Source organism: Methylobacterium sp. FW306-05-D (genome assembly GCF_058782155.1).
Window position 1 is genome coordinate 1 of the sequence record NZ_JBYSXL010000005.1, and the last position, 26,693, is coordinate 26,693.

A 26,693-nucleotide genomic window follows, 5' to 3' on the forward strand; every position below is an offset into this window, starting at 1 on the left:
GTCGGGGATCGGGCGGGGCGTCGCCCTGGCGCTCGCCGCGGCGGGCTATGACATCGTTCTGGCGGGGCGGCGCCTCGCGCCCCTCGAGGCGGTGGCCGGGCTGGCCGGGGCTGCGGGTGTTACAGCGGAAGCCGTGGAGACCGACGTGGCGGATGCGGACTCGGTGGCGCGGCTGTTCGCCCGGGTCGCCGAGCGGTTCGGGCGGCTCGACCTCCTGTTCAACAACGCGGGCGTGTTCACGCCTGCGGCGGCGATCGACGCGGTCGCCCTCGAGGACTGGCGGCGCTCGGTCGACGTGAACCTCACCGGTGCGTTCCTGTGCACGCAGGGCGCCTTCCGGATGATGAAGGCGCAGGATCCGCGCGGCGGGCGCATCATCAACAACGGCTCCATCGCCGCGCAGGCGCCGCGGCCGCACTCGGCCCCCTACGCGGCCACCAAGCACGCGATCACCGGACTGACCAAGGCGACTTCCCTGGACGGCCGTCCCTACGACATCGCCTGCGGGCAGATCGACGTCGGCAATGCCGAGACGGAGATGACGGCCGGCATCGCCAAGGGCGCCCGGCAGGCGGATGGCAGCATCCGCCCCGAGCCCGTGATGGATGCGCGGCACGTGGCCGACGCTGTGGTCTACATGGCAAGCCTACCGCTCTCGGCCAACGTCCAGTTCCTCACCGTGGTCGCCACCGCCATGCCCTATCTCGGACGCGGCTGAGTTTTGCGCATCGCGCCCGAAACGCCTACAGAACAGCCCTTCGTCGCTTACCCGTCGCGAACGCAAAGCCGCCAGGCGCGGACCCGGAAATATTTGCCCGCCATGCTGATGCAGTCTGAGATCAAGCCGCCGGAGGCGAAGGCCGACCCCGTCGCCCGTCGCCGCACCTTCGCGATCATCTCGCACCCGGATGCCGGCAAGACCACGCTGACCGAGAAGCTGCTGCTGTTCGGCGGCGCGATCCAGCTCGCCGGCGAGGTCAAGGCCAAGCGCAACCGGGTGTCGACCCGCTCGGACTGGATGGGCATCGAGAAGGAGCGCGGCATCTCCGTGGTCACCTCGGTGATGACCTTCGAGTACGGCGACTGCGTCTTCAACCTCCTCGACACCCCGGGCCACGAGGACTTCTCCGAGGACACCTACCGCACCCTGACGGCGGTCGATTCGGCCGTGATGGTGATCGACGCGGCCAAGGGCATCGAGGCGCGCACCCGCAAGCTGTTCGAGGTCTGCCGCCTGCGCGACATCCCCATCGTGACATTCATCAACAAGCTCGACCGCGAGGCGCGCGACCCCTTCGAGCTCCTCGATGAGATCGAGAAGGTGCTGGCCCTCGACGTGGCACCGGTGACCTGGCCGATCGGCCGCGGCCGGAGCTTCGCCGGCACCTACGACCTCGGCAACGGCCGGGTGCGCCGCCTGGATGCCGCCGACGACGCCGGCACCGTGGCGGTGACGGGCGTGAACGACCCGCTCTTCGACCAACTGCTCACCGAGGACGGCGAGGCGGCGACCTGGCGCGAGGAGGCGGAACTCGCCGAGACCGGCCTGAAGCGCTTCGACCTCGCGGCCTTCCGCGAGGGGCATCTCACGCCGGTGTTCTTCGGCTCGGCCCTGCGCAATTTCGGCGTGCGCGACCTCATCGACGGGCTCGCCCGCTTCGCGCCGCCGCCGCGCGGCCAGGATGCCGACAAGCGCCTCGTGGAACCGACCGAGCCGAAGATGACCGGCTTCGTCTTCAAGATCCAGGCGAACATGGACCCGAATCACCGGGACCGCATCGCCTTCATGCGGGTCTGCTCCGGGCGGCTGAACCGGGGCATGAAGGCCAAGCTGGTGCGCACGGGCAAGCCGATGTCACTCTCGGCACCGCAATTCTTCTTCGCCCAGGACCGGGCCATCGCGGACGAGGCCTTCGCGGGCGACGTCGTCGGAATCCCGAACCACGGCACGCTGCGCATCGGCGACACCCTGACGGAGGGCGAGGAGATCGTGTTCCGCGGCGTGCCGAGCTTCGCGCCGGAGATCCTGCGCCGGATCAAGCTCACCGACGCCATGAAGGCCAAGAAGCTGAAGGAGGCCCTGCAGCAGATGGGCGAGGAGGGCGTCGTGCAGGTCTTCCGGCCACATGACGGCTCCCAGGCCATCGTCGGCGTCGTGGGCGCCCTGCAGCTCGACGTGCTCAAGGAGCGCCTGCAGGCCGAGTACGGCCTGCCGATCGACTACGAGCCGACCCGGTTCTCGATCTGCCGCTGGATCACCGCCGAGAAGGAAACAGAGCTCGACAAGTTCATCGGCAGCCACGGCTCGGCCATGGCGAGCGACCTCGACGGCGCCCCGGTCTTCATGGCAACCACGGCGTTCTCCCTGCGCTACGAGGAGGAGCGGGCGCCGGAGGTCCGCTTCAGCGACATCAAAGACTATCAGAAACGGGCAGCCTGATCCCAGCCCTCCGACGTCAAGCTTTCGCGTCGCACAAGACAGTCTCTGAAAATATCTGTCAGCCACGCTGCATAGCTGAAGACAGGGCCACCGAAAGGGATTAGCGTCGAGACTATTCGCTCTCGGCGCCATCACGCACGAGCATGCGCGGCAAGCGTTGCCGGAGCGGCCGGGACTTGTCGGAACGGGCTTGGGCGTCGACGTCGTGAGCTTCACGCCGCGTGAGGGCTTGCGCCATGACGACCCTTCCCGTCCATCATTTCAGCCACAGTATGGCCCGTCCGGCGGTGAACGCCATCGATGGGCACGATCTCTCCACGGCCTTGCGCCGCGGCGTCGACGACTTCCTGGCGATGCCGACCCATGCCCTGTTCATCGGGCTGATCTACCCCCTCATCGGCATCGTGCTCGCGACCGTCGCCTTCGGCACCGAGGTCCTGCCTCTGGTCTTCCCGCTGGCGGCGGGCTTCGCCCTGATCGGCCCCTTCGCGGCGATCGGCCTCTACGAGCTGAGCCGGCGCCGCGAGCAGGGCCTGTCCACCGACTGGGCCTACGCCTTCGCCAACCTGACCCGGCCGGCAGCAGGCGCGCTCGCCGGGCTCGGGCTGGTGCTGGCGGCGGTTTTCGCCTGCTGGCTCGTGGCGGCGCAGGGAATCTACTGGGCGCTGTACGGAACGAGCGTGCCGGAGTCGATTTTCGCCTTCGCCGAGGATGTCCTGACGACGCCGCGCGGCTGGGCCCTGATCGTCATCGGAAATCTCGTCGGCTTCGCGTTTTCTCTCGTTGTGCTTGCGATCAGCGTGGTCTCGGTGCCGATGCTGGTGGACCGGGACGTCGGCATGCTGACCGCGATCGAGACGTCGCTGGCCGCCTTCCGGCGCAATCCGCGAACCCTGACGGCCTGGGGCTTCGTCGTCGCCGGTCTGCTGATTCTCGGTTCCCTGCCGCTCTTCGTCGGGCTCGCGGTGGTGATGCCGATTCTCGGTCACGCGACCTGGCATCTCTACAGGCGGATCATCCCCGCCTGACGAGATCCCGGTCCGGAGCGGGGACCCCTCTGGTCCGGCGTGAGCTGCGCCTGGGCGAGCGCCTGGTACCGGCCCGCCGTGCCCCGATTCAGATCTCTCCTCCACCACCACCGAAGCAGGGCGACCACGCCGGTCGGAGCGGGATTTCGGCGGCGCCGGGCATGACGGCGGTGGCGGCGAGCGACCTCACGGGCGGGGACAGGTGCCTGCGCGACGGCCTGCATGGGTCCGGAAGCTCATCGCCGGTCCGGCGACCATTCGCCGCGAGAGGAGGCGGTTCAGAACTTGCCTAGCATCGGGAAGTCGATGCTCAGGGCCGATTCGGTGGCCAGCGGCGCCTCGCGCCGGCGCGGCTTGCGATTGATGACCTGCTTCAGCTTGGCCTTCAGCACCGACATGTCGAAGGGCTTCAGGATGAAGGCATCGGCGCCGGCCTGGTGGGCGAGATTGATGTCCTCGAAGTCGAACGACGCCTCGGTCAGCAGGAAGGGGGTGTTCATGAGGGCATCGTCCGCCCGGATCTCGCGCAGGAACGAGAGGCCGTCCATCGGCTCCATGTCGAGGTCCGAGATCACGAGCGAATAGCGCTTCTGACGCAGCCGTTCGAGGGCCGTGACCGCGTCGGTCACACCCTCGACATCGGGAAAGCCGAGCCGGTTCATCAGCAGGATGACCAGCTTCAGCAACTTCTCCTGGTCATCGACGATGAGGATCGCGGGCGTATCGCTCATGGATTTTCACGCGTTCGAGGACGGGGCGACGACGGCGCGCCACGCAACAGCAGGCTCAGACGAAGAGATGGTCGATGCCCTGTTTCGTCATCGATTCAGCCTGGAGTGTCGCCGCGAGGGCGTGGATCGCCATGCCCTTGGGGGTTCCGCGCTGGAACATCGGGAGCAGGTTCGCCTTCTGGAAAGTCGCGTCGTTCAGCGGGCTCCGAATTCCCGTGGTGAAGGAATTCACGAACTCGCGCTTCACGATCTCGCGCCACTCGACGATCTGCACGTCGCGATGCCGCGAATCGTTGCTGATGCGCGCGAAGGTCTCGCTGACCGAAGCGCGTTCACCCTCAATGACCTGAGCGGCGAAGTTCTGCTCGATGACCAGGAAGCTGGTGATCACCGAGAATTCGTTCTTCTTCTGCGCCTGCCGCGTGATCTCGCCGATCTGCCGGGTGCGCGTGGGCGCATCCGCCGCGAGGGTCAATCGCGAAAAGTAGATCAGATGGACGAGGGTCGACCGTTTGGCTCTCATGATCGCGATCCAACACCTTGATACCGGGACCATAGGCGGAACGACGATAACGCTACGTAAACGACCCAGCCCGCGCGGACCGACCCGGCAAAAGCTGCCGGTTTTCGACGGAAGCGGCGCTTCCTGCCGGGCGCACGATCCAGAAGATCTTGCGTTTTCAGGTACTTGCCGATGGCACGGCTGTTGCTCAATTGAGCCGAAGCCTGTGCGCAGACGCGCCGGCACCGCCACCGTGACGCAAGGTTTTCGGCCATGGATGTCTTCACCGCGATGCAGACGGCCGTCTCGGGCCTGAAGGCGCAGTCGTTCTCCCTGGACAACATCTCGGGCAACATCGCCAATTCGCAGACGACCGGCTTCAAGCGGGTCGACACGAACTTCGTCGACCTCGTGGCGGAGCAGCAGACGCCGAGCCGGCAGGTCGCCGGGACGGTCGCGGCCAATTCGCGCCAGACCACGACCGTGCAGGGCAGCCTGAACGCCACCGACATCGGCACGAACATGGCCTTGAACGGCGAGGGTTTCTTCGCCGTCACCTCCAAGTCCGGCGACGCCAACGGCCAGGCGAGCTTCGCCACCGGCGATTCCTACACGCGACGGGGCGACTTCGCCCTCGACAAGGACGGCTATCTCGTCAACGGCGGGGGCTCCTTCCTGAAGGGGACCAGCCTCGATCCCGTCACCGGACAGGCGACGAGCGAGGGCCCGATCCGGGTCTCGAACTCGATTCTGCCGGCCCACCCGACCTCGACCATCACCTACTCGGCCAACCTGCCCAAGACGCCCGCCACCACCAATGCGAAGGCGAACGTGCCCGGCTCCGAGCTCCTCGGCACCCTGGCCTCCGGCGCCAATCCCGCGATCCTCTCCGGCACCGGCAGTGCGACGGTCTCGGCCGCCGATGCGTCGAGCTTCATCAACGGCAGTGTCGCCGGCCCATCGCTGACCGCCTATACGGCGAGCGGCGGCCCCGTCGGGGTGCAGACCCGCTGGGCGAAGGTGCAGAACGGCAACGCGAATGCCGGCACCAACGACGTCTGGAACCTGTTCTACGCCAATCAGAGCACGGTCACGAGCACCGCGACCGCCTGGACCAATGCCGGCACCGCGTTCCAATTCAACAGCAGCGGACAATTGACGTCACCCGCCGCGAGCGCCGTGACCATCCCGGCCCTGACCGTGGACGGCGTCAATCTCGGCAATATCCAGCTCAGCTACGGCAGCGGCGGCCTGACCGCCTTCACCGCGGCAGCCGGCACGGTGACGACCAACACGCTGACCCAGGACGGCTACACCTCGGGGACGCTGAACGGCCTCAGCATCACTACGGACGGCAAGGTCTCGGGCACCTACAGCAACGGCAACACGATCGCACTGGCCAACATCAAGGTGGTCCAGTTCACCAATTCCGACGGCCTGAAGGCGAACTCGAACGGCACCTACCAGCAGACCCTCGAGTCCGGCACCGCCCTGGTCGGCCTGAACGGCACCACCGTCGTCGGCAGCAACGTGGAGCAGTCCAATACCGACATCGCGAGCGAATTCTCTAAGATGATCGTAACGCAACAGGCGTATTCCGCCAACACGAAGGTCATTTCGACCGCGCAGGACATGATGTCGGCGCTGATCAACATCATCCGCTGAGGAAGCCTGACGCCGCACGCGATTCGACACCGAGGGGAGGGGCTTCGTGAGCTTCAACGCCATCAACACAGCCTCCGCCGGGCTGAAGGCGACCCAGGCCGCGATCGGGGTCGTCTCGCAGAACATCGGCAATGTCGGCACCGTCGGGTATACGAAGCGCACCCTCGACACCGTCTCGACGGGCGTCGGCAATTCCGGCGTGGCGGTGGGCACGATCGGCCGGGCCCTCGATGCGGCCTCGCTCAAGCAGCTGCGGATGGAGACCTCCGGCGGCGCCTATACGGGCTTCCTCTCGGCGGTCCGGACGCAGCTCGACCAGCTCTACGGGACGCCCGGCACGTCCACCGCCCTCGACGGCGTGATGAATGATTTCGCGCAGTCGCTACAAGCCCTCGCCAGCGACCCGACCTCGGCACCGGCCCGTGCCACGGTGGTGTCGAAGGCCGCGAACCTGGCCTCCACCATCGGCTCCATCGCGCAGGGCGTGCAGGACCTGCGCTCGGCGACCGAGAGCCAGCTCGGCGGCGATACCGCCAAGGCGAGCGCGTATCTCGCCTCGATCGCCAAGCTGAACACGCAGATCACCGGCACCACGGAGGAGGGCGCCCGCGCCAGCCTGCTCGACCAGCGCGATCAGGCCGTGACCGGCCTATCCGCCTACCTCGACATCCAGACCGTCGACCAGCGGGACGGCACCGTCTCGGTCATCACGACCTCGGGCATGACCCTGGTCGACCGCGGTGCGGCGGCCATCCTCAGCTTCGACGGACGCGGCACCCTGACGCCGGATGCGGAATACAGCGAGAACGCGGCGACGCGCGGGGTCGGGACGATCACCGCGACCACGCCCGGCGGCTCCAAGATCGACCTCATCGCCGCCAAGGCGATCCGCTCGGGCTCGCTCGCGGCGGGGATCGAGCTGCGCGACACGGTCCTGCCGCAGGCGCAGCGGCAGCTCGACGAACTCGCGGCCGGCCTCTCGCGCTCCCTGTCGGATCGCGCCGCCGTCGGGACCCGGCCCGCCAACGACACCACGGGAGTCCTGGATATCGATCTCGCCGGACTGAAGGCCGGAAACGTCATCACGGTGACCCTCAAGGACGCGAACGGCGCCTCGTTCAACCGGGTCCTGATCCCCTACAGCTCCGCAACGGCACCGACCGTCGACCCGTCCGATCGGGACGATCCCACGACGACCAACGTCAGCCTGATCCAGGTGACGGATACGACGGACCTCCGGGCCGCCCTCGAGACGGCACTCGGCCCGGAATTCAGCGTCGCCAATCAGCCCAGCGCCGGGGAGGGCGGACTGCGCATCTCCGTCAAGCCCGCGCAGGGGGCTCCGACGCTTCTCGGCATCAGCGCCAGCGTCACGCAACTCGACGGCCCGGACGATGTCCAGAGCGGCCTGACACAGATCCCGCTCTTCCTCGACGGGAACAAGAAGGGGACGCTCTACACCGGCTCCTTCGACGGCGGCTCGCAGTTGACGGGCTTCGCGCAACGCATCAGCGTGAACCCGGCAGTGGTCGGCAACACCGCCAACCTCGTGAACGTCTCGGCCAAGACCCTGGCTTCCGACGCGTCGCGGCCGCAGTACCTCTACCAGGCCCTCACCGGCGCGAACCGGACCTTCGGAGCCGCGAGCGGCATCGGCGGCGTCGCCGCACCCTACTCGGCGAGCGTGCAGGATTTCGCGCAGCGCATCATCGACGCGCAGGGGGCGGGGGCCGCCTCAGCGCAGGACCTCGACGAGGGCCAGGGCATCGCGCTGGCCACCGCGCAGGCCCGGGTCGCCTCCGTCTCGGGCGTGAGCATCGACGAGGAGATGTCGAAGCTCGTGCAGCTCCAGACCGCCTACAGCGCCAACGCGCGGGTGCTCACGGCCGCCCGCGACCTCCTCGACACCCTTCTGCGGATCTAAGGACGCGCCCGCCATGCGCCGAGCCCGACCGGGATCCCCGACACTTCCGAGGCACCGATGAGCATCGCTCCCTTCAATGCCAGCACCTATCTGAGCGACCGCAACACGGCCAACCTCGTCGGATTGAAGGGCCGCCTCGACACGCTCACGAACCAGCTCTCCAGCGGCAAGGTCGCGCCGACCTATGGCGGCCTCGGCGCCGGGCGGACGACCAGCCTCAGCGCGCACGCCGCGCTCAGCGCCCTCGACGGCTACGACGCGGCGATCACGACCGCCACCACGCGCGTCACCCTCGCCAACGCCAGCGTGACCCAGATCAACACCCTCGGCGACGGGCTCAGGCGCTCGCTGACGGCCAGCAACTACTCGACGATCGCCAATACGCCGCAGGTCGCGCGCAACAGCCTCGATGCGGCGGTCGACGCCCTGAATGTCGACCTCGGGGGACAGTACATCTTCGGCGGCCGCGCGACCGATTCGCCGCCGGTCGTCGCCGTCGACACGATCCTGAACGGCGACGTCGCCAAGGACCTCGACGGGCTGAAGACCCTCATCGCGGAACAGAAGACGGCCGATCTCGGCACGGGGACGGGCCGCGTCAGCGCCACCGTGACCGGAACGCCTGCTCGGACCGTGACGATCGGCGAGGACGGCACCGGTCCCGCCGGAACCGAGGCGCGCGCCAATTTCGGGTTCCGGCTGCTCTCGGCCACGAGCTCCAACCCGGCGGCGATCCTGGCGAACGACACCAAGATCGCGACCACTCCACCGGTGACCTTCACCCTGACGAAGCCGCCGGCGGAGGGGGATCGGCTCCGAATTGCGGTCAATCAGCCGGACGGAACGCAGAGCTTGATCGATCTCACCGCGACGGCGACATCGCCGACGGGCGACCTCGACACCATGCCGGTCTTCGCCACGGCGACCGAGGCGCAGGACTACCTCAACACCCGGTTCAACACCGCCAAGGTCGCGAGCATCCAAGGGCCTACGAGCCTCGGGGTGCAGGCCGACTTCGGGACGGGGACTCCCGCAACCCTCGACCTCAACGTGAAGGGAATGCCGGTGGCGGGCGACACCGTGACGGTGAGCGTCGCCCTGCGCGACGGCACCACCCAGACACTCACCCTGACGGCCAGAGCCAGCGCCGATCCCGCCTCCACCACGGAGTTCTCCCTGGCAGGCACCCCTGAGGCGATCGCGAACAGTCTCTCGAACGCCGTGACCAACGCCCTCAAGGGGGCTGCCTCCACCAGCCTCGCTGCGAGTTCGGCCTCGCGGGCATCGCAAGACTTCTTCGCAGGGTCGCAATCCGCAGGCCTCGCCCCGCGACGTATCACCTTCGTCAATGGCGAAGCGACTGGTTACGCCGAAGCGGCCAGCACCAAGACCGTGATCTGGTATACGGGCGACGACACCTCATCCGATCCCCGCGGCACGGCGACGGCGCAGATCAGCGCGAACCGGGTCCTGAGCATCGGCGTCCAGGCGAACGAGGCCCCGATCCGCGCCGTGCTCGCCGGGCTCGCCATGGTCGCGGCGGATCCCGGGACGACCGCCGTCAGTGGGACACCGGAGGCTCAGCGTTTCAGCGCCGTCGCCGATCACGCCCGCACCCTCCTCACCGCGAACAGCACGACGGGCGGCGTGCCCGGCATCTCCAGCGATCTCAGCCTCGCCGCCAGCACGCTCTCCGAGACGAAAACGGACAACAGGACCAGCCGTGCAGCTCTGCAGGGATCGCTCGACGGGGTCGAGAACATCTCGGCCGAGAGCGTGACCGCCCAGTTGCTGCAACTCCAGACGCAGCTCCAGGCAAGCTATCAGGTCACCTCGATGCTCTCGAAGCTCAATCTGGTGAATTATCTCAGCTGAGCGGCGCGGTTGCGGGCGTTGGTCCAGCGGTCGGGATCGATTAAGCCGAGACCCGGTTCGAACGCGGGAGCCCGGCCATGATTCGCAGGATGTGCACCGGACAGGCCGTAGCCGTGATCGCCGTGTCGGGCCTCGCGAGTCAGGCCGGCGCTGTGGAGCGGCCTCAGCCCCAGATGCAGGGCGAGAAACTGCTGCCCTGCCCGAAGCAGGGCGCCGGCTTCGTCCGCGTCCCGGGTTCGCCCACCTGCATCCGTCTGAGCGGCCGCGCGGTGGGCGGCATCGATGTCGGCAGCCACGCCGCCGCCCCCGTCACCGCTGGACAGTTGTCCATCGACACCCGCAGCGAATCCGAGTTCGGGCCAGTGCGCGCCTTCGTGCGCATGGGTCACGGGCGGCCCTGACCCTCCGCCTGGACCGCTCTCTTGGTATACCGGTTCTCTTCAGACCGGCGATCCCCTTCAGAGGCTGCGCGACAGGATCAGCGGCTGGCTCTGCGCAGTTCCGCTGCGGGCGTAGGGGGACGGTGCCTGAGACGGGCGGCCGTAGACGGTCGGGGTTCGGGAGCGACCGATCTCGTCGGCCAGGGTCTTCACGAGCCCTTCTGACACGGTCCGGGCCGTCGCCAGCACCGCCTGGTTGGTCTCCAGGGCCTGGGTGAAGCGGGCATGGGCGGCCTTAAGGGTTGCGATCCCCTCCGGCGCGAAGCGCGCGAGGGCGATGGCGTTGGCCTTGGTGGCCTCGAGCCCCTGGAAATAGGCGGCCGCCAGGGCGGATTTCCGCTCGGTATCGGCGAGACCCTCCCGCAGGCGGCCGACCCGGACATGGTCGCTCTCGCGCGCCATCACGGATTCGAGGGCCTCGAGGCTTGCGATCACCCCAGCGACCAGGGCCGTCGCCCCGGCCCGGTCGGACACGCGGAGCGGCTGGGCGTCAGCTGACCTTTGCACCGGTGCCCTCCTGCATCTTCATCATCTCGCGGAAGACCTGATCGGCGATGCCGACGCCGCCGCTCTTCACGATCTGGCCGGCATATTCCTTGGTGAGCATCGACCGGTAGACGCCGCCGCCCGTGCCGTTCTCGCCGAGCGGGCCGTCGGTGCCCTCGGATTGCGAGAGGCGGTCGAGGGACTGCTCCAGAAACATGGATTCGAAATCGGTCGAGGCCTTCTTCGCCTTGGCCTCGGCTGCGGATTTCGCCGCGGAGCCGGCGTTGGAACCGACCGCGCCCTGCACGGTCTTGGCGATATCGCCGACGATGGCCTTGCCAACCCCGAGGGCGGCGCTGGCAGCGAGGGGTGCGAACAGCATGGGATCAGCTCTCCGACTGGGGGAGGGAAAGGGTGGAGGCGGTCATCACATCACCTCGATATCGGCCTGGAGGGCACCGGCGGCCTTGATCGCCTGAAGGATCGAGATGAGGTCGCGCGGGCCGATGCCGAGGGCGTTCAGTCCGTCGACCAGCTCGCGCAGGGTCACGCCCTCCTTGACCAGGGCGAGCTTGTTGCCGTCGCCGGTATCGACCTTGACGCCGGTGCGCGGCACCACCGTGGTGGCGCCGTTGGAGAACGGGGCCGGCTGGCTCACCTGCGGCTGCTCGGTGATGGTCACCGTCAGGTTGCCCTGGGCGATCGCCACCGTGGACACCCGCACGTCGCGGCCCATGACGATGATGCCCGAGCGCTCGTCGACGATGACCCGCGCGGTCTGGTCGGGCTCGACCTTGAGCTGCTCGATCTCGGTGACGAGGCGGATCATATTGCCGCTGTACTTGGCGGGGATCTGGAGCGTCACCGTGGCCGGGTCGGTCGGCTCGGCAGTGTCGGCGCCCATGAAGTCGTTGATCGCCGCCGCGATGCGCTTCGAGGTGGTGAAGTCCGGGTTGCGAAGGGACAGGCGCAGCGACCGCATGTCGTTCATCTTGAACGCCATCTCGCGCTCGATCATCGCACCGTTCGGCACGCGCCCGTTGGTGGGAACGCCGCGGGTGATCTTGGCGGCGTCGCCCTCGGCCGAGAAGCCCGCGATGGCGACCGAACCCTGCGCCAGGGCATAGACCTCGCCGTCGGCGCCGAGCAGCGGGGTCACCAGCAGGGTGCCGCCCTGGAGCGACTTCGCATCGCCGAGGGAGGAGACGGTGATGTCGATGCGGTTGCCCTGGGTGGCGAAGGGCGGCAGGCTCGCCGTCACCATCACGGCCGCGAGGTTCTGGGTGCGCATAGTGGCGCCGCGGGTGTTCACGCCGAGGCGTTCCAGCATCGCCTGCAGGGACTGCTTCGTGAACGGGATGTTGTTCAGGGTGTCGCCGGTGCCGTTGAGGCCGACCACGATGCCATAACCCACGAGCTGGTTCTGGCGCACGCCCTCGACGCTGGCGAGGTCCTTGACCCGCGACAGGGCAAGGGCAGGGGCCGCCTGGCCGACCAGCATCGCCCACCCTGCCAGGATGCAGAGGGCGAGGTGCCGGATTCGCGTGGGGCCGTTCGGAGTGTCGGTCATGGCGCACTTTGCGGCGGGAAGGTCCTCGGCAGTCTGCCAGGACCATGCCAAGCGGATGCTTTCGCCAATTCTTTGTTTTTGAACGATCTTTTTCGATTGCGCCGGGCTTGGCCGCTCACGTGGCACGGACGCTTCGTGCCCACCCGGCACGTTCTGCCGGGTCGTTTACGCGTGGTTAACCACGGCTGCCCGATTCTGCCGGGGCCGGGCGGATCTCCGCCCCGATCGGTTTCACCTCATGCGCGTCGACACCCGCTTCGTCACTGCCAGCACCGGTCCGAGCGCGGGGCCGCGCCGGAGCGAAGGCGCTCCCGCCTTCGCCGTCGCCACACCGGCGGCGAGCACCAACGGCGCGGGCACCACGGCGGCGACCTCTCTGGCCGGTCTCGATGCGATCCTGACGCTCCAGAGCAACAGCGATACGCCGGAGGAGCGCCGGCGCCGCTCGACCCGACGCGGCAACGACCTGCTCGACGGGCTCGACCGGCTCAAGGCGTCCCTGATCATGGGCCGCGTCTCGACCGGCGAATTGCAGGCCATCGCCGCGCGCCTGGCCGACCGCAGCGGCACCAGCGGGGATCCGCGCCTCGACGCCCTGATCGCCGAGATCGAGTTGCGGGCCGCGGTCGAGCTCGCGAAGCTCTCCGCCGCCCGCGCCGCCTGAGGCGCGGGAGACGAACCGGGCTCAGGCCGGCCTCAGCCCTTCTTCACCTTGCCGCGCGGCGCCGCATCCGCCTCCTCGGCGGCCTCGCTGCCCTCGGTGTTGATCCGCTCGGCGATCTCGCTCAGCAGCGCGTCGGTCTTCTTTTCCTCCTCGAGGGTCTGCTCCAGCAGCTTGGCGGCGTCCTCGTAGCCGAGCTGGCGCGCCCAGGTCTTCAGGGTGCCGTAACGGGCGATCTCGTAATGCTCGACGGCCTGGGCGCAGGCGGCAAGCACCGCGTCGGCGGCGGGGCTGTCGGCGAAGTCCTCGAGATCCTCCTCCATCTCGGAGGTGATCCCCTGCATCGCCTCGCAGGTCTTGGCGCGAGCCGGCTTGCCGATGATCTCGAACACCTGCTGCAGGCGCTCGACCTGCTCGGCGCTTTCCTCCGCATGGGTCTCGAACGCGCTGCGCAGTTCCTCGTGCTCGGCCGCCTTGGCCGACTTCTTCAGGGCGCGCACGGATTGCTTCTCGGCGTAATAGACGTCCTTGAGCGTCTCGTAGAACGCGTCGTGCAGGGTCTTGGTCTTGGCTGCCATGGGGGTGGTCTCCCGAGTGGAAACGATGTGAAAGGGGCGCGACCGCGAGGGAGAGCGAGTCGGCGATCCCGAAGGATCGAGCGGTCGGCGCCTCGTGAGAACCACACGAACCGCGGCGGGTTCCTAAAAACCCTGGAGCGGACAAGTCTTGATGGTCGAACTCGAAGAAAATTAGACTCGATCGATTCCGTCGAAAAGAATCATGGAAGTCCTATTTAGAATTTCGCAACCGCCTATTCGGGAAATGGTGCGTGCTTGCATTTCCGCCGCACTCGACGTGACCGGCTCCACGGAGTTGCGTGCGATGGGAGCCGGGTCGGGCCGAGGGACGACACCGGTCCGTCGCCTAACGCTCGGCTGCATGCACTTTACCGCAGGATAGGGATTGGGTGACAAAGCCCGAACTGTGTTGCGGCGCACAGCCTCCGAAGGCCCCTTTACAGCCGTTGCGTGTTTGCCGCAGCGCGCAAAACATCCGAGAGGATTGCGGTGCGCAGTGTTCACGATGCGTTGTCGTGGCCTGCCCCCTGCATTATAGCCACGCAAAATGATCGCCGCGGACCGGCTGCAAGAGGCGCGAATGGCGAAGGTCACGATCGAGGACGGGTACGTACCGAGTGAGAGCGAGCCGTTCATGAATGATCGGCAGCGGGAGTATTTCCGTCGCAAACTGCTCGGTTGGAAGTCTGATATTCTGCGTGAAGCTCAGGATACGCTGGTCGCCTTACAGACCGAGAATGAAAATCATCCCGATCTCGCCGATCGGGCCTCCTCGGAGACCGACCGGGCGATCGAGCTTCGGGCGCGCGACCGGCAGCGCAAGCTCACCGGCAAGATCGATGCGGCCCTGGCGCGGCTGGAGGACGGATCGTACGGCTACTGCGAGGAGACCGGCGAACCGATCTCGCTCAAGCGCCTGGATGCCCGCCCGATCGCGACCCTGTCCCTGGAAGCGCAGGAGCGCCACGAGCGCCGCGAGCGCGTCTACCGCGACGACTGAGAAGACCGGCCCCGAGGCGTGACCCTCGGGGCTCGGACCCGCCCTCCCCAACCTCAGAACGGCAGCAGGACGTCGACCAGCTGCTGGCCATAGCGCGGCTGCTGCACGTCGGTGATCTGACCGCGTCCGCCATAGGCGATCCGGGCCTGGGCGATCTTGCTCGAGTCGATCGTATTGTCGGATTCGATGTCCTCGGGCCGGACCACGCCGGCGACGATGAGTTCGCGCACCTCGAAGTTGATGCGGATCTCCTGCTTGCCCTCCACCACGAGGTTTCCGTTCGGCAGGATCTGCGTGACGATGGCCGCGACGCTGGTGGTCACGGTTTCGTTGCGCTGAACCGACCCGGCGCCGTCGCTCGACGTGGTCGAGGTGGCGTTGAGGAGCTTGTCGGCGCTGATGCCCGCCTCCGTGAGGCCCTTGCTGCTCTCCAGGCCGAAGGCGTTGGGCAGGCCGAAGCCCTCGGCGTTCGAGCGCGAGCGCTTGGTCTCGTTGTTGAGGTTCGCCTTGTCGGTGACGTTCACCTTCACGGTGACGAGGTCACCGATCCGGGCGGCCCGCTGATCCTTGAAGAAAGCGCGCGAGCCGGTCCGCCAGAGTGAGTTCGGGGCGTAGGAGACCGGCTGGATCTCCGGCATCGGCAGGCGCACCGGCTTGTAGCCGGCCTGGGCGGTCGGGTCCTCGATGGCCGACAGCGCCGGCGTCGCACCGATCTGGGACAGGCGATCGACGGTGTTGCAGGCGCCGAGGCCGGTGCAGAGCAGCGCGACGGCGAGGGCGGGAGAGACGCGGTGGGTCATCGGGACCGAACCTTTGGCAGACCGGAAGGGGACGCGGACGGGGCGGATCAGCGCTGCAGCGCGGGGCCGTCGAGGGCGGCGCTGGCCTGGCGCACCAGGGGCGCGGGGCCGACGGAGACGCGCCCCGGTCCGGTGACGGTGGCGGAGAGGATCTTCTTCGAGACGGGGTTGGTGACGGTGATCATGGCGCCGAGGCGGCCGCTCTCGTTGGCCTGGCCCCTCAGGGAGAGGTTGAGGCCGGGAGAATCGAACACGATGGTCACGGCCTCGCCCCGCGCCACGAGGTCCGGCGGCGCGAGATCGCCCGAGCGCAGGATCGCGCCGGCGCTGAGACCGCGCTGCGCCACTTGGCCGGCAAGATCGCCGATCGCCCCCTGCGCGTCCGACGGCGTCGCCTCGCGGGGGCGGCGCTCCAGAGTGAGGTCGGCGGCGTTGATCGTCTCGCCGCGATTCAGGCTGCGGCCGAGGATGGCGACCTCCCGGATCTCCACCACCTGGCCCGAGACCCGGAGCGAGGCCTGGCGCTCACCCAGGGTGATCAGCCCGGCGATCCGGCGCGAACGCGGGTCGTAGCTGAGGTCGAGGGCGACCGCCTGTCCGTTCAGCTCCAGGGGCGCCAGCAGGGTCGGGGCCTCGCCGTCGAGCCGGATGGCGAGGTTGCGCCCATCGACGCCGTAGCCGGATTCCAGGGCGCGCTTCAGGGCGGCCTCGATCTCCGGCTGGGTCACGCGGCGCGCGGCGCGCTGAACGGAGACCTGTATCCGGCCGCCGGTCTCCACCGGCCCGAGCCCGAGGCCGGCGACCGCATCGGCGATGCGTCGCGCCTGGATCGTGCCGGTCGCCCCGAGGGCCGGCGCGCGGAACAGCGCGCGCTGAGCCGCTTCGGGCGCGACCCCTTCGACGAGGTCGCCGAGGGTGAGGACGTCGCCGCGGGCGGTGACGTCGCCGCGCAGGCGCAGAGTCGCGGCACCGGGGCGGACTTCCTGCGCCAGGACCTGAAATGTGAGGATGGAGAAGGCCAGGACGGCCAGCAGGGTCCGGCCCACGATGGCGACGCTCAGGGTAGCGGCCTGGGTCCGGCGGCGGGAAGTGATCTGTCGGAGGGCGTGCATGGTCATGACCTCGATCAGCTGCGGAACATCTGGGAGGTGGTAGAGAGCATCTGGTCGGCGGCGGTCACCACCTTGGAGTTCATCTCGTAGGCGCGCTGCGCCGCGATCAGCGACGAGATCTCGGTGACGGCGTTGACGTTCGCCTCCTCGAGGTAGCTCTGCTGGAGGTTGCCGAAGCCCTCCGAGCCCGGGAGACCGTTGATGGCCGGCCCCGATCCGGCGGTCTCGATGAACAGGTTGTCGCCGATGGATTCGAGGCCGACCTTGTTGACGAAGCGGGCAAGCTGGAACTGGCCGAGGGCCTGGGGCGCCGTCTGCCCCGGTACGGTGGCCTGGACCGCACCCTGGGCGCTGATGGTCACGGAGGTGGCGTTGTTCGGCACCGTGACGCCGGGATCGACGAGATAGCCGTCGCGGGTGACGAGCTGGCCCTGGGCCGAGAGATCGAACGAGCCGTCGCGGGTATAGGCGGTGCGCCCGTCCGGCAGCGTCACCCGGAACAGGCCCTCGCCCCGGATGGCGACGTCGTATTCCTTCTCGGTGCTCGTCAGCGTTCCCTGCGACATCACGCGGGCGGTCGACGTCGTCTTCACGCCCGATCCGATGGCGAGGCCGGCGGGGAGCTGCGTGTTCTGATCGGAGGTCGAGGAGCCGGCCCGGCGCAGGTTCTGGTAGAGCAGATCCTGGAAATGCGGCTGCTGGCGCTTGTAGCCGGTGGTGCGCAGGTTCGCGATGTTGTTCGAGATGACCTGGACGTTGAGTTCCTGGGCCGCCATGCCGGTGGCGGCGGCGTAGAGGGCACGCATCTGCGGAAATCCTTACGCGACGTCAGCGAGACGGCGGATCGCCGTGCCGCGCAGGTCGTCGAGGCGCGAGATCACGCCCGAGACCATGGTGTAGGTGCGGTTCACGTCCATGAGCCGGGTCATCTCGAGGACCGGCTTCACGTTGGAGCGTTCGAGGGCGCCGGCCTCCACCCGCCCGGCGAGGCCGGCGGCCTGGGGCGGCGTGGCGGAGGCGTATAGGTTCGCGCCCTCGTTGGTCAGGGTCTGCGGATTGGGAAAGGTCACGAGGCGGACGCGCCCGCGGATGCCGAGGTTGGTCGAGACCGTCCCGTCGGGGCCGATCGAGACGCCGGTCTCCTGCTGGCCGATCTGGATCGGGCCGGCCTCGCCCTGAACCGGGTAGCCGTCGCTGGTCACTAGGGTGCCCTGGGCATCGGTCTCGAAGGCGCCGTTGCGGGTGTAGCGATCGCCGCTGGGCGTACGCACCACCAGGAAGGCTTCGCCGCGCACGGCCACGTGCAGCGGATTGCCGGTCTGCTCGATCGGCCCCTGGGCCAGGTCGAGGGCGGTGCCCTGGTCGATCACGTAGGAGACGCGCCGGTCCGGCTTCTGGAATGAATCCGCACTCGCCACCGGCATCAGGTACTCCTGGAAGCGGCTGTTGCGGCCCTTGAAGCCGTTGGTGGAGATGTTGGCCATGTTGTTGGCGATGACGTCCAGTTCACGCTGAAGCGCGACCTGGCTCGAAACCCCCACGAACAATGCGTTCTGCATGACACTCTCAGCCCCGACACGCGACGACACCCCGACATCCGCACGGCCCGTGCCACTCCGATGTTCCTAGAATTATCAATTTTGTTGAGAGACTTAGGCACGACAGCGTCCCCAGGCAGCGCTTGCCGGTCCTGCCCGCGCGGCAAGTCTGACCCGGCAGCTTTTGCCGCCTTAACGACGCGTTAACCTTGTTCGCCCGATACCTCTCTGAGTGCCGACGTCCGATGGTGTCGACACCGTCGAGCGGCCGTCGCTCACTCCACCGAAAAGCCCCGAGGTCCACCGATGGCCAAGAAGCCGAAGAAGGCCGCCGCCGAGGGTGAGGAGGGGGCCGAGGGCGAAGCCCCGAAGGCCGGCAAGAAGAAGCTCGTCATCATCGCCGCCGTGGTGCTGGCCCTCGCCGGCGGCGGCGGTTTCTTCTTCGTAAAGAAGAAGGCCGCCGACGGGCATGCCGAGGCCGCCGCCGAGGTCAAGAAGCCGGTCGTGTTCCTCGATGTCCGCGAGATGATGGTCAATCTCGCCAACGAACCGGGCCAGGACCGGACGCGCTTCGCCAAGATCAAGGTCGCGATCGAACTCAAGGACGCCAAGGTCGAAGGCGAGGTGAAGCCTCTGATGCCGCGCATCGAGGACGCCTTCCAGGTCTACCTGCGCGAGCTGCGCGCGAGCGACCTCGCCGGTTCGGCCGGCATCTATCGCATGCGCGAGGAATTGCTGCGCCGGGTCAACGTCGCCATCCACCCGGCACGGGCGGAGGCGGTCCTGTTCAAGGACGTGGTGATCCAGTAGAGGGCCGCCGCCTCACGCCGGGATGTTCATGATGTATCGCAGGTGACGAGAGTCTGATGGCCGGACCGGAAGACGAGATCGACGAGGACGATTGGGCCGCCGCACTCATCGCCCAGAACGGCGAGGGCGGCGAAGCCTCGCTCGCCGACGAATGGGGCGCCGCCCTGGCCGAGCAGGGCACCACCACCCATGCCAGCGACGTCGCCGCCGAGTGGGCGACGATGATCGAGGATGGGGAGACCGACAACCTCCCCGAGCTCGCCGGCAACGACCGCATCCTGAACCAGGACGAGATCGACGGCGTCCTGGGTTTCTCCCTGCGCGAGCTCTCGGCCTCCGGGGCCGGCGGCGTCCGCGCCATCGTCGATTCCGGCGTCGTCCAGTACGAACGCCTGCCGATGCTGGAAATCGTCTTCGACCGGATGATCCGGTTGTTGTCGACCAGCCTGCGCAACTTCTTCCAGGACAACGTCGAGGTGACCCTCGACAACATCACCTCGGTGCGCTTCGGCGACTACCTCAACGCAATCCCGCTGCCGACCCTGCTCGGCGTCTTCCGGGCCGATGCCTGGGAGAATTCCGGCCTCGTCACCGTCGAATCCAACCTCGCCTACTCGACCCTCGACCTACTCCTCGGGGGCAAGCGCGGCGGCTCGTCGACCCGTCTCGACGGGCGCCCCTTCACCACCATCGAGATGCAGCTGGTGCGGCGGCTCGTGGAGATCATCCTCACGGATCTCGAGCTCTCGTTCCAGCCGCTCTCGCCGGTGCGCTTCGCCATCGACCGGATCGAGACGAACCCGCGCTTCGCCACCATCACCCGACCCGCCAACGCCGCCATCCTGATCAGCCTCAAGCTCGACATGGACGGGCGCGGCGGCCTGCTGCAGATCCTGTTTCCCTACGCCACCATCGAGCCGATCCGTGAACTGCTCATGCAGAGCTTCATGGGCGAGAAGCTCGGCCGAGACCACGTCTGGGAAAGCCACCTCGCCACCGAGATCTGGCAGGCCGACGCGACCATGGAAGCGGTGCTGCACGAGATGATGCTGCCGCTCAAGAAGGTGCTGTCGCTCAAGGTCGGCGACACCCTGATGTTCGATACCAAGCCATCGGATCTCATCGCGGTCCGCTGCGGCGACTGGGCCCTGACCCAGGGACGGATCGGCCGGATCGACGACAACATCGCGGTGCAGCTCACCCGGCCCCTGCGCCGGTCGCGCACCACGCTCCAGGCCTTCGAGGCCTCCATGAACAACCGCAACGACGGGTGACGCGACCAGCCATGAGCCTTCTCGTCACCCTTCTCGCCGATGTCCTCGTCGCCGTCCTGCTCGTCGCCAGCATCGTCTCCTCGATGCGGCTGAGCGGCCGCATCACCAAGCTGAAGGCCGACGAGGCGGCCCTGCGCCAGACCATCGGCGATCTCGTCATGGCGAGTTCCACCGCCGAGCGGGCCATCGTCGGCCTGCGCGCCACCCTCGACGAGTGCGACCGGACCCTGGCCGACCGCCTCGGCACCGCCGAGCGCTACGCCACCGATCTGGCGGCCCATGTCGAGGCCGGTGAGACGGTGATCGCCCGTATCGCCTCCATCGTCGCCCAGGCCACCCCCGCCCGCGAGATCGCCCGTGCGGCGAGCCCGGCGCCGGCTCCGGAGCCGCGCGATCTCGAGCGGGTGGTCCCGCCCGTCCGCGTCGCGCCGTCCGCGGCGGCGAGCCCCAACGGCGAGCGCCTCGGCGTGGCCGCCGCGGCCGCCCTCGCCATGTCCGAGCGCGCCCTCGGCCGCCTGCGGAGCAAGGCCGCGTGACGAAGCCGACGCCCGCGAAGCGGCCGGGCACCTTCGTCCGGTTTCGTCAAACCCGGCCGCTGAAGCTGCGCCTGATCGATGCCGTGACCCTGGCTGCGGCCGGACTTCTGGTGCTGAAGGTCGCCGCGATCGCGGTCGAGGAGACCGCTCCGCCGCCCGGGGCGCCGCTGCCGGAATTCGCGCGCGTGCTCGCCAAGGCCCGCAGCAACTACGAGCCCGCCGACCCATCGACCACCGGTTCGGTGACGCCGAAGGAACCCGAGAAGCCGGCGCCGGAACCCGAGAAGCCGGTGCCCCGCCCGCCGCCTCCGCCGGAGCCGATGCCGGCCTCCGAGCGTGCGATCCTGGAGCGACTCGCCGCCCGCCGGGACACCCTGAAGCAGCGCAGCGAAGCGCTGGATCTGCGCGAGCAGCTCCTCGGCACCGCCGAGCGCAAGCTCGAGGAGGGCGTCGACACCCTGAAGCAGGGCGAAGACAAGGCCGATGGCAGCGGGTCTCAGCGCGCGGAAGCCGAGCGGACCGCGTTGAAGAACATCGTCACCATGTACGAGACCATGAAGCCGAAGGACGCCGCGCGGGTGTTCGACCGGCTCACCCTCGACGTGCTGGTGCCCATCGTCCTGGCGATGAATCCCCGCAAGATGGCCGAGGTTCTGGCGCTGATGCAGTCCGAGCCCGCCGAGAAGCTGACCGTCGCGCTCGCCAACCGGGCCCGGGGCCAGGGCGGCGGCCCATCCGCCACGGTCGCGGCCGGCCTCGGTCCCAACGAGTTGCCGGCGATCGACGCGCCGATGCAGCCCGCGCCGCGGCGCTGACGCGAACGCTCGTCCACCGGGTTGTGCGGCCCTCCATTGCGCGTTCGGCCGCGCGCGACTAGGGGCAGGCATCCCGGGCGGGTCAGGTCCCCGCCATACGGATTTCGGGGAGCCAAGCACGTGCCGTCCACCAGCCTGATTCGATTCCTCGCCGCTACGGGCCTTGCACTGCTCGCGACGGCGCCCGCCTGCGCGCAGGATGCCGAGGAGCCGGCCGCCGTGGAGGCACCGGCCAAGCCGAAGCCGCGCAAGCCCGCACCGCCGAAGCCGGCGGCCGCCAAGCCTGCGGCACCCACCCCGGCAGCAGCCACCCCGGCACCGGCCGCCATTTGGCCTGCGGGCGCGACCTCGCTCAGCGAGGTCTACGGCGACTGGACCGTGACCTGCGCCAAGGAGGCCAAGCCCGAGGCGAAGGCCGAGTGCGCGATCATGCAGGCGCAGGGCGCCAAGGGCCGTCGAGAATTCGCCCTGGAGATCCGGCCGCCGAGCGACGGCCGCGCGCAGGGGTTCATCCTGATGCCGCTCGGCCTCGCCATCGAGCCCGGCATCTCGTTCAAGCTCGACGACGCCGTGCTCGGCAAGGGGGCGCCCTATCTGTCCTGCAGCCAGGAGGGCTGCCTCGTCCCGGTCAGCCTGCCCACCCTGGCGACCGACACGATGAAGACCGCCAAGAACCTGCTGGTGTCCGGCACGAAGCCGGAGGCCAAGGACCCGGTCACCATCACGGTGCCGCTCGACGGGTTCGCCAATGCGCTCGCCCGCGCCATCGCCCTGACGAGCTGAGCCTTCGCGTGACGGGGTCGAACCCGAGGAGAAATCCGATGAAGAGAACGGCCCTGCTGACCCGAAGCCTGACCGCCCTGGTGATGGCCGGATCGCTGGTTCACCCCGTATGCGCCCAGGAGGAGGCGCCGCCCGAGAAGCCGCCCGGCCCACCGCCGACGGCGGCCGAAGCCAAGGTCGAGCGCCAGAGGAACAGTGCGGCCAAGCTCTCGGGACTGCTCGCCTTCGTGGAGACCCATTGCCGCGACCTCAAGCCGAACACCGAGCGGATGACCTCCGTCGTGGCCGGGCTCGGTATCGCACCCGACGATCTGGCCCAGGGTGACCTGAACCTGCGCAGCCGCGCCTATACCGAGATCTACGCCAAGGACATTCCAGCCAATTGCGCTCGCGCCGCCGAGAATTTCGGCGAGTCAGGCCACACGATTCCGGGCCTGATCCTCAGACGTTAGCGGTCCCGACAAAGCCGCACGGCGTCTTAAGCGCCCGTTAGCCTCGACGGGCGAGAGTGCCCGGACAGTGCGGCGTAAGGCGGAGCGACTCGGGTGCGAGCCGGTCCGCCCCATGGGTTTGGCGTATCCTGCGATGGCTCTCGGTGCCGGTATCGCGACACGACGGCGTCGGCTTCGAGCTGGCCTCGCCGCGATCTCGATCGTGGCCGCGACCTTCTGCGGGGGGACGGGCGCGAGCGCCGCACGCCTCACCGGAATCAAGGGCGCCCAGATCGAGCGCTACGGCCGCCTGGTCCTGACCTTCGATGCTGCGGTCTCGGTCAAGGCGCGCATCTCCGGGTCGGTGCTCGTCCTCGGCTTCTCGGAAAAGGCGAGTGCTGGACCGGAGCGGGTCGCCACCGAGATGCCGGACTACGTCTCAGCCGTCCGGCGCGATCCCGACGGCATGGGTCTGCGCCTCGCTCTGCAACGCCCCTACCGCGTCAACGTCCAGGAGGCCGGAGAGACGGTGTTCGTCGACCTCCTGCCGCAGGATTGGAGCGGTCTGCCGCCGGCCCTGCCGCCGGAGGTGGTGGCCGAGCTGTTCCGGCGCACCCAGGCGGCGGAAGCGGCCCTGCGCGCGGCCAGACCGCCCGCTGAGCCGAAAACTCTGCGCCTGGACCTGGCGCGCCTTCCCACGCTGACCCGTCTCAGCCTGCGCGCACCCGACTCGACTATGCCACTCTTCGACACGGTGGGCCCCGCCACCCGCCTCTCGCTCCCCGGCGCCTGGCGAATCGACGATGTCGCCACCCGCGGGCGCCTGAAGCCGGCGATCGAGACCCTGGTGATCGAGGGCGACGAGACCGGCGCCCGCCTCCTCGTCACCCCCGCGTCCGGCTACGAGATCAGGACCTTCCACGACGAGGACGGTGCCACGATCGACGTGGTCCGCAAGCCGGTCGAGACGAAGGCCGTCGGCGCGACTGACACGAAGGCCGGGGAGGGGACGACCGGCGGCGAGGCCAAGCCGGCACAAACCAGGACGGGAGAGACCAAGGCGGCTGACACCAAGACAGCGGACACCAAACCCGACAGGACAGCGCCGCGGCCCCCGGTTCAAGCCGCCGACGCCACCGGGTCGCAGCCTTCGGCGCCCGCGCCGGTGGTCGTCCTGCGCCCGAGCGGACCGGGCCTCGTCTTCCCCTTCAAAACCCTGCCGCCCGCCGCCTTGTTCGAGCGGGCGGGCATCGCCAATCTCGTGTTCGAGACGGCGGATACCGTCACCGTGCCGCCGGGCGACGCGATGCTGACGCCCCTCGACCCACCGCAGCGGACCGGCCGCATCGTCACCCTGCGTTTCCCGGTTCCGCGCGACCGGCTGTTCGATCTGGTGCCGGTCGGCCCGGCGGAGGCGCCGACGGGGTGGGAACTCGTCGCCGGCGAGAACCTCTCCGCGAGCGACGCCCTCGCGGCGGTCCGGGTCACCGATCCCGCCGGCCGGATCGGCGTCGGTATACGCCTGCCGAACCCCGGAGCGGCATCCTGGCTCAGCCTCGACGGGGAGCGCATCGCCGTCGTCACCGGTCGCGGCCCGAAGCCGGCGGGCATCCCCAAGCGACAGGCCTTCGTCGATTTCGAGCTTCTGCCGAGCCGCCAAGGCGTCGCGGTCCTGGCGCAGGCCGATGATCTCCTAGTCCGACCGGACCTCGACGGCGTCGCGATCAGCCGCGAGGCCGGCATGGCCGTCTCCGGCGTGGCGCGTGCGGCCGATCTTCCGTTGACGGCCCTGAGCGATCTGGCGGCGGATCGAGGCCCCTGGGAGGCGTCCCAGCGCGGCGACGTCCGCGAGTTGATGCGCGACCAGTTGCAGGCGGTCGCCGAGGCGCCGCGCGCGGCGCGTGGGCCCCTTCGGATGGTCCTTGCCCGCACCATGCTCGCGAACCGCCTGTCCCTCGAAGCGCTCGGAGTGTTGAAGGCGGCTTTCGCCGATGATCCAGTCCTGGCCGGACAACGCGATATCCCCGTTCTGACGGTGATCGGAACCGCCCTGATGGGACGGACCGGCGACATGCGCGCGCGGCTCGCCGTCGACATCCTCAAGAACGATCCCGAGGCACGGCTTTGGCAGGCATACCTCGAAGCCCTGGAAGGCCGCTGGAGTGCTGCGGACGGGTCCTTCCGCGCTACGGCGAGCGTGCTCGACCGCTACCCCGACGACCTCCAGGCCCTGTTGCGCACCGCTGCCGCCGAGGCCGCGATCGAGACCGGCGACTGGGACGCGGCGAACCGCCAGATCACCGCGGCGACCCGGTCCGCCGACCGGCCGACCCAGGAGCGTCTCGCGCTGCTGCGCGCCCGGATCGACGAGGTGACGGGCCAGACCGTGGCGGCCCTCGATGCCTATGAGCGCCTCGCCGAGAGCAGCGAAGCGGAGGTCGCCGCCTCGGCACGGCTGCGGGGGACCCTGCTGGGTCACGCCGCGGGCAAGATCCCGGTGGCGGATGCCATCGAGCGCCTCGAGGTGCTCGCCCTGGCTTGGCATGGCGGCGACATCGAACCGCGAACGATCGCGGGTCTGGCCAAGCTCTACGTCGAGGCGGGGCGCTGGCGCCAGGCCTTGCTGACCGGCCGCCGCGCCGATGCCACCGGTGCCGATACGCCCGTGATCCGCGAGGTGCACGACATGGCCCAGGCCCTGTTCGACGACCTCTATCTGGGCGAGCGCAGCCACAAGCTTTCGGGCGTCGAGGCCCTGGCGTTGTACTTCGACTTCAAGGACTTCGCGCCGCTGGGGCGCCGGGGCGACGAGATCGTGCGGCGCCTGTCCGATCGGCTGGTCGAGCTGGACCTTCTCGATTCGGCGGGAGAGCTGCTTCAGCATCAGGTCGATCACCGCCTGACCGGCGCCAGCCGCGCGGGCGTCGCGGCGCGTCTCGCGGCGATCCGCCTGATGGACGAGAAGCCGTTGCAGGCGCTCCAGACCCTCGAGACGACCTACCTGCCGGAACTGCCCGAGGACCTGCGCCGTGCGCGTGCCCTGCTGCGCGCCCGTGCCCTCTCGGACCTGTCCCGCACGGACCTCGCCCTGGAGACCATCGAGGGCGAGCCCGGTTCAGACGCGGAGCGGCTTCGGGCCGACATCCTCTGGACCGGCCGCCGCTGGCGCGAGGCCGGCGAGGCCCATGAGGCGCTGGTCGGCGATGCCTGGCGCCGGCGCGCGCCCCTCGACGACAGTGCCCGGACCGACATCCTGCGTGCAGCCATCGCTTATGGACTCGCCGGCGAGACCCTCGGGATGGAACGCCTGCGCGCGAAGTTCGCGGGTCCGATGGCCGAGAGCGCCGATGCCCGTACCTTCGCGCTGCTCACGCAGGCCAATGCCGTGCGCACCGCCGGATTCCGCGAGATCGCCCAGAAGGCCACCAGCGCCGAGACGCTCCAGGCCTTCCTCTCGGAATACCGCAAGCGCTATCCCGACAGTGCCGTACCGGCCCCGGTCAAGCGCGAGGCGGATGCACGGGCCGATGCGCGGGCCGGCGGGACGCCCCCGGGCTGAGCCGCGCCGACGACGGTCGAACACGCCGAAAGCGGGCTGCGCGCGCGGCTCCGCCATGCGGCGTAAAAGCCTGATGCGATTCGGCGAATTCTGCTCGGCCGGGCGCAACAAACGGACGCCGGCCACGTTCTGCCC

26 protein-coding genes are annotated in these 26,693 nt (G+C 68.8%); 16 read left to right on the top strand and 10 right to left on the bottom strand.

Translation table 11 applies throughout. The annotated features are described in order from the left end of the window. From AC3WLN_RS03385 to AC3WLN_RS03395, 3 genes are all read left to right on the top strand, one after another. Positions 1-718 (top strand): SDR family oxidoreductase (locus AC3WLN_RS03385; protein ID WP_492479536.1); only part of this gene is annotated, 718 nt, incomplete at its 5' end. A gap of 102 nt (positions 719-820) precedes the next feature. Beyond that, positions 821-2,440 carry a peptide chain release factor 3 gene (locus AC3WLN_RS03390; protein ID WP_492479537.1) on the top strand — a complete coding sequence of 540 codons (1,620 nt, stop codon included), beginning with the start codon at positions 821-823 and terminating at the stop codon, positions 2,438-2,440. Positions 2,441-2,676: 236 nt separating this feature from the next. Continuing rightward, positions 2,677-3,468 (top strand): DUF2189 domain-containing protein, encoded by a 792-nt coding sequence (locus AC3WLN_RS03395; protein ID WP_492479539.1) that lies wholly within the window; start codon positions 2,677-2,679, stop codon positions 3,466-3,468. 278 nt (positions 3,469-3,746) lie between these two features. Here the strand turns inward: AC3WLN_RS03395 and AC3WLN_RS03400 are convergent, their stop codons facing one another. Further along, entirely contained in the window at positions 3,747-4,199 is a 453-nt protein-coding gene (locus tag AC3WLN_RS03400) for a response regulator (protein WP_492479541.1), read from the bottom strand. A 55-nt stretch (positions 4,200-4,254) separates the two neighbouring features. Beyond that, positions 4,255-4,722 (bottom strand): BLUF domain-containing protein, encoded by a 468-nt coding sequence (locus AC3WLN_RS03405; protein WP_463780222.1) that lies wholly within the window; start codon positions 4,720-4,722, stop codon positions 4,255-4,257. A gap of 252 nt (positions 4,723-4,974) precedes the next feature. Between AC3WLN_RS03405 and AC3WLN_RS03410 the strand changes: the two genes are divergently transcribed. From AC3WLN_RS03410 to AC3WLN_RS03425, 4 genes are all read left to right on the top strand, one after another. Further along, complete coding sequence (locus tag AC3WLN_RS03410; protein ID WP_492479543.1) at positions 4,975-6,366, top strand: flagellar hook protein FlgE; 1,392 nt, start codon at positions 4,975-4,977, stop codon at positions 6,364-6,366. A 46-nt stretch (positions 6,367-6,412) separates the two neighbouring features. Further along, positions 6,413-8,290, top strand: coding sequence for a flagellar hook-associated protein FlgK (gene flgK / locus AC3WLN_RS03415; protein WP_492479545.1), 1,878 nt, complete (start codon positions 6,413-6,415; stop codon positions 8,288-8,290). Between the two features lie 57 nt (positions 8,291-8,347). After that, the gene (locus AC3WLN_RS03420) at positions 8,348-10,165 is read left to right on the top strand and encodes a hypothetical protein (protein WP_492479547.1); all 1,818 of its coding nucleotides are present in this window, start codon (positions 8,348-8,350) and stop codon (positions 10,163-10,165) included. Positions 10,166-10,242: 77 nt separating this feature from the next. Beyond that, positions 10,243-10,566, top strand: a complete 324-nt coding sequence (locus tag AC3WLN_RS03425) for a porin (protein WP_492479548.1) — start codon at positions 10,243-10,245, stop codon at positions 10,564-10,566. A 57-nt stretch (positions 10,567-10,623) separates the two neighbouring features. On the opposite strand, the gene AC3WLN_RS03430 is transcribed toward AC3WLN_RS03425, so the two are convergent. The 3 genes from AC3WLN_RS03430 to AC3WLN_RS03440 are packed head-to-tail and all read right to left on the bottom strand — an operon-like array spanning position 10,624 to position 12,592. After that, on the bottom strand, positions 10,624-11,112 hold the full coding sequence (locus AC3WLN_RS03430; protein ID WP_492479550.1) for a hypothetical protein: 489 nt from the start codon (positions 11,110-11,112) through the stop codon (positions 10,624-10,626). Beyond that, on the bottom strand, positions 11,096-11,473 hold the full coding sequence (locus AC3WLN_RS03435) for a rod-binding protein (RefSeq protein WP_492479552.1): 378 nt from the start codon (positions 11,471-11,473) through the stop codon (positions 11,096-11,098). Before AC3WLN_RS03435 ends, AC3WLN_RS03430 begins: the two co-directional genes overlap by 17 nt. 45 nt (positions 11,474-11,518) lie before the next feature. Then, on the bottom strand, positions 11,519-12,592 hold the full coding sequence (locus AC3WLN_RS03440; protein WP_492479692.1) for a flagellar basal body P-ring protein FlgI: 1,074 nt from the start codon (positions 12,590-12,592) through the stop codon (positions 11,519-11,521). A gap of 307 nt (positions 12,593-12,899) precedes the next feature. Between AC3WLN_RS03440 and AC3WLN_RS03445 the strand changes: the two genes are divergently transcribed. Continuing rightward, positions 12,900-13,325 (top strand): flagellar assembly protein FliX, encoded by a 426-nt coding sequence (locus AC3WLN_RS03445; protein ID WP_492479554.1) that lies wholly within the window; start codon positions 12,900-12,902, stop codon positions 13,323-13,325. Positions 13,326-13,357: 32 nt separating this feature from the next. On the opposite strand, the gene AC3WLN_RS03450 is transcribed toward AC3WLN_RS03445, so the two are convergent. Further along, positions 13,358-13,900 carry a YciE/YciF ferroxidase family protein gene (locus AC3WLN_RS03450; protein ID WP_492479556.1) on the bottom strand — a complete coding sequence of 181 codons (543 nt, stop codon included), beginning with the start codon at positions 13,898-13,900 and terminating at the stop codon, positions 13,358-13,360. Positions 13,901-14,480: 580 nt separating this feature from the next. Here AC3WLN_RS03450 and dksA point away from each other — a divergent pair. Further along, a complete protein-coding gene (gene dksA / locus AC3WLN_RS03455) occupies positions 14,481-14,900 on the top strand; it encodes an RNA polymerase-binding protein DksA (protein WP_055951344.1) in 420 nt (139 codons plus the stop codon). Positions 14,901-14,953: 53 nt separating this feature from the next. Here dksA and flgH read toward each other — a convergent pair whose 3' ends face one another. From flgH to flgF, 4 genes are read right to left on the bottom strand one after another with little or no spacing between them, the layout of a single operon-like run. After that, entirely contained in the window at positions 14,954-15,700 is a 747-nt protein-coding gene (gene flgH, locus AC3WLN_RS03460) for a flagellar basal body L-ring protein FlgH (protein WP_463780191.1), read from the bottom strand. A 47-nt stretch (positions 15,701-15,747) separates the two neighbouring features. After that, on the bottom strand, positions 15,748-16,812 hold the full coding sequence (flgA, locus tag AC3WLN_RS03465) for a flagellar basal body P-ring formation chaperone FlgA (RefSeq protein ID WP_492479559.1): 1,065 nt from the start codon (positions 16,810-16,812) through the stop codon (positions 15,748-15,750). Between the two features lie 14 nt (positions 16,813-16,826). Then, the gene (gene flgG, locus AC3WLN_RS03470) at positions 16,827-17,618 is read right to left on the bottom strand and encodes a flagellar basal-body rod protein FlgG (RefSeq protein ID WP_055951334.1); all 792 of its coding nucleotides are present in this window, start codon (positions 17,616-17,618) and stop codon (positions 16,827-16,829) included. A gap of 12 nt (positions 17,619-17,630) precedes the next feature. Then, positions 17,631-18,371 carry a flagellar basal-body rod protein FlgF gene (gene flgF, locus AC3WLN_RS03475; RefSeq protein WP_463780183.1) on the bottom strand — a complete coding sequence of 247 codons (741 nt, stop codon included), beginning with the start codon at positions 18,369-18,371 and terminating at the stop codon, positions 17,631-17,633. A 285-nt stretch (positions 18,372-18,656) separates the two neighbouring features. Between flgF and fliL the strand changes: the two genes are divergently transcribed. The 7 genes from fliL (at position 18,657) to AC3WLN_RS03510 (ending at position 26,558) form a co-directional block, all read left to right on the top strand. Continuing rightward, on the top strand, positions 18,657-19,160 hold the full coding sequence (fliL, locus tag AC3WLN_RS03480; RefSeq protein ID WP_492479561.1) for a flagellar basal body-associated protein FliL: 504 nt from the start codon (positions 18,657-18,659) through the stop codon (positions 19,158-19,160). 56 nt (positions 19,161-19,216) lie between these two features. Further along, the gene (fliM, locus tag AC3WLN_RS03485; RefSeq protein WP_055951326.1) at positions 19,217-20,434 is read left to right on the top strand and encodes a flagellar motor switch protein FliM; all 1,218 of its coding nucleotides are present in this window, start codon (positions 19,217-19,219) and stop codon (positions 20,432-20,434) included. Positions 20,435-20,445: 11 nt separating this feature from the next. Continuing rightward, a complete protein-coding gene (locus tag AC3WLN_RS03490; RefSeq protein WP_492479564.1) occupies positions 20,446-20,970 on the top strand; it encodes a DUF6468 domain-containing protein in 525 nt (174 codons plus the stop codon). Continuing rightward, a complete protein-coding gene (locus AC3WLN_RS03495; RefSeq protein WP_492479566.1) occupies positions 20,967-21,785 on the top strand; it encodes a MotE family protein in 819 nt (272 codons plus the stop codon). Before AC3WLN_RS03490 ends, AC3WLN_RS03495 begins: the two co-directional genes overlap by 4 nt. Before the next feature lie 120 nt (positions 21,786-21,905). Continuing rightward, on the top strand, positions 21,906-22,568 hold the full coding sequence (locus AC3WLN_RS03500) for an invasion associated locus B family protein (protein WP_492479568.1): 663 nt from the start codon (positions 21,906-21,908) through the stop codon (positions 22,566-22,568). A 38-nt stretch (positions 22,569-22,606) separates the two neighbouring features. Continuing rightward, a complete protein-coding gene (locus AC3WLN_RS03505) occupies positions 22,607-23,020 on the top strand; it encodes a hypothetical protein (protein WP_492479570.1) in 414 nt (137 codons plus the stop codon). A 133-nt stretch (positions 23,021-23,153) separates the two neighbouring features. After that, on the top strand, positions 23,154-26,558 hold the full coding sequence (locus AC3WLN_RS03510; protein ID WP_492479572.1) for a hypothetical protein: 3,405 nt from the start codon (positions 23,154-23,156) through the stop codon (positions 26,556-26,558). Positions 26,559-26,693: the final 135 nt, after the last annotated feature.

What these genes read in the sequence shown, in the direction of transcription:
- fliL (WP_492479561.1), top strand. Translation starts at nt 18,657, where the DNA reads ATGGCCAAGAAGCCGAAGAAGGCCGCCGCCGAGGGTGAGGAGGGGGCC.
- AC3WLN_RS03410 (WP_492479543.1), top strand. Translation starts at nt 4,975, where the DNA reads ATGGATGTCTTCACCGCGATGCAGACGGCCGTCTCGGGCCTGAAGGCG.
- AC3WLN_RS03435 (WP_492479552.1), bottom strand. Translation starts at nt 11,473, where the DNA reads ATGCTGTTCGCACCCCTCGCTGCCAGCGCCGCCCTCGGGGTTGGCAAG.
- flgH (WP_463780191.1), bottom strand. Translation starts at nt 15,700, where the DNA reads ATGACCCACCGCGTCTCTCCCGCCCTCGCCGTCGCGCTGCTCTGCACC.
- AC3WLN_RS03425 (WP_492479548.1), top strand. Translation starts at nt 10,243, where the DNA reads ATGATTCGCAGGATGTGCACCGGACAGGCCGTAGCCGTGATCGCCGTG.
- dksA (WP_055951344.1), top strand. Translation starts at nt 14,481, where the DNA reads ATGGCGAAGGTCACGATCGAGGACGGGTACGTACCGAGTGAGAGCGAG.
- AC3WLN_RS03440 (WP_492479692.1), bottom strand. Translation starts at nt 12,592, where the DNA reads ATGCTGGTCGGCCAGGCGGCCCCTGCCCTTGCCCTGTCGCGGGTCAAG.
- AC3WLN_RS03505 (WP_492479570.1), top strand. Translation starts at nt 22,607, where the DNA reads ATGAAGAGAACGGCCCTGCTGACCCGAAGCCTGACCGCCCTGGTGATG.
- AC3WLN_RS03445 (WP_492479554.1), top strand. Translation starts at nt 12,900, where the DNA reads ATGCGCGTCGACACCCGCTTCGTCACTGCCAGCACCGGTCCGAGCGCG.
- fliM (WP_055951326.1), top strand. Translation starts at nt 19,217, where the DNA reads ATGGCCGGACCGGAAGACGAGATCGACGAGGACGATTGGGCCGCCGCA.
- flgA (WP_492479559.1), bottom strand. Translation starts at nt 16,812, where the DNA reads ATGCACGCCCTCCGACAGATCACTTCCCGCCGCCGGACCCAGGCCGCT.
- AC3WLN_RS03450 (WP_492479556.1), bottom strand. Translation starts at nt 13,900, where the DNA reads ATGGCAGCCAAGACCAAGACCCTGCACGACGCGTTCTACGAGACGCTC.
- flgF (WP_463780183.1), bottom strand. Translation starts at nt 18,371, where the DNA reads ATGCAGAACGCATTGTTCGTGGGGGTTTCGAGCCAGGTCGCGCTTCAG.
- AC3WLN_RS03490 (WP_492479564.1), top strand. Translation starts at nt 20,446, where the DNA reads ATGAGCCTTCTCGTCACCCTTCTCGCCGATGTCCTCGTCGCCGTCCTG.
- AC3WLN_RS03405 (WP_463780222.1), bottom strand. Translation starts at nt 4,722, where the DNA reads ATGAGAGCCAAACGGTCGACCCTCGTCCATCTGATCTACTTTTCGCGA.
- AC3WLN_RS03390 (WP_492479537.1), top strand. Translation starts at nt 821, where the DNA reads ATGCTGATGCAGTCTGAGATCAAGCCGCCGGAGGCGAAGGCCGACCCC.
- AC3WLN_RS03395 (WP_492479539.1), top strand. Translation starts at nt 2,677, where the DNA reads ATGACGACCCTTCCCGTCCATCATTTCAGCCACAGTATGGCCCGTCCG.
- AC3WLN_RS03420 (WP_492479547.1), top strand. Translation starts at nt 8,348, where the DNA reads ATGAGCATCGCTCCCTTCAATGCCAGCACCTATCTGAGCGACCGCAAC.
- AC3WLN_RS03400 (WP_492479541.1), bottom strand. Translation starts at nt 4,199, where the DNA reads ATGAGCGATACGCCCGCGATCCTCATCGTCGATGACCAGGAGAAGTTG.
- AC3WLN_RS03510 (WP_492479572.1), top strand. Translation starts at nt 23,154, where the DNA reads ATGGCTCTCGGTGCCGGTATCGCGACACGACGGCGTCGGCTTCGAGCT.
- flgG (WP_055951334.1), bottom strand. Translation starts at nt 17,618, where the DNA reads ATGCGTGCCCTCTACGCCGCCGCCACCGGCATGGCGGCCCAGGAACTC.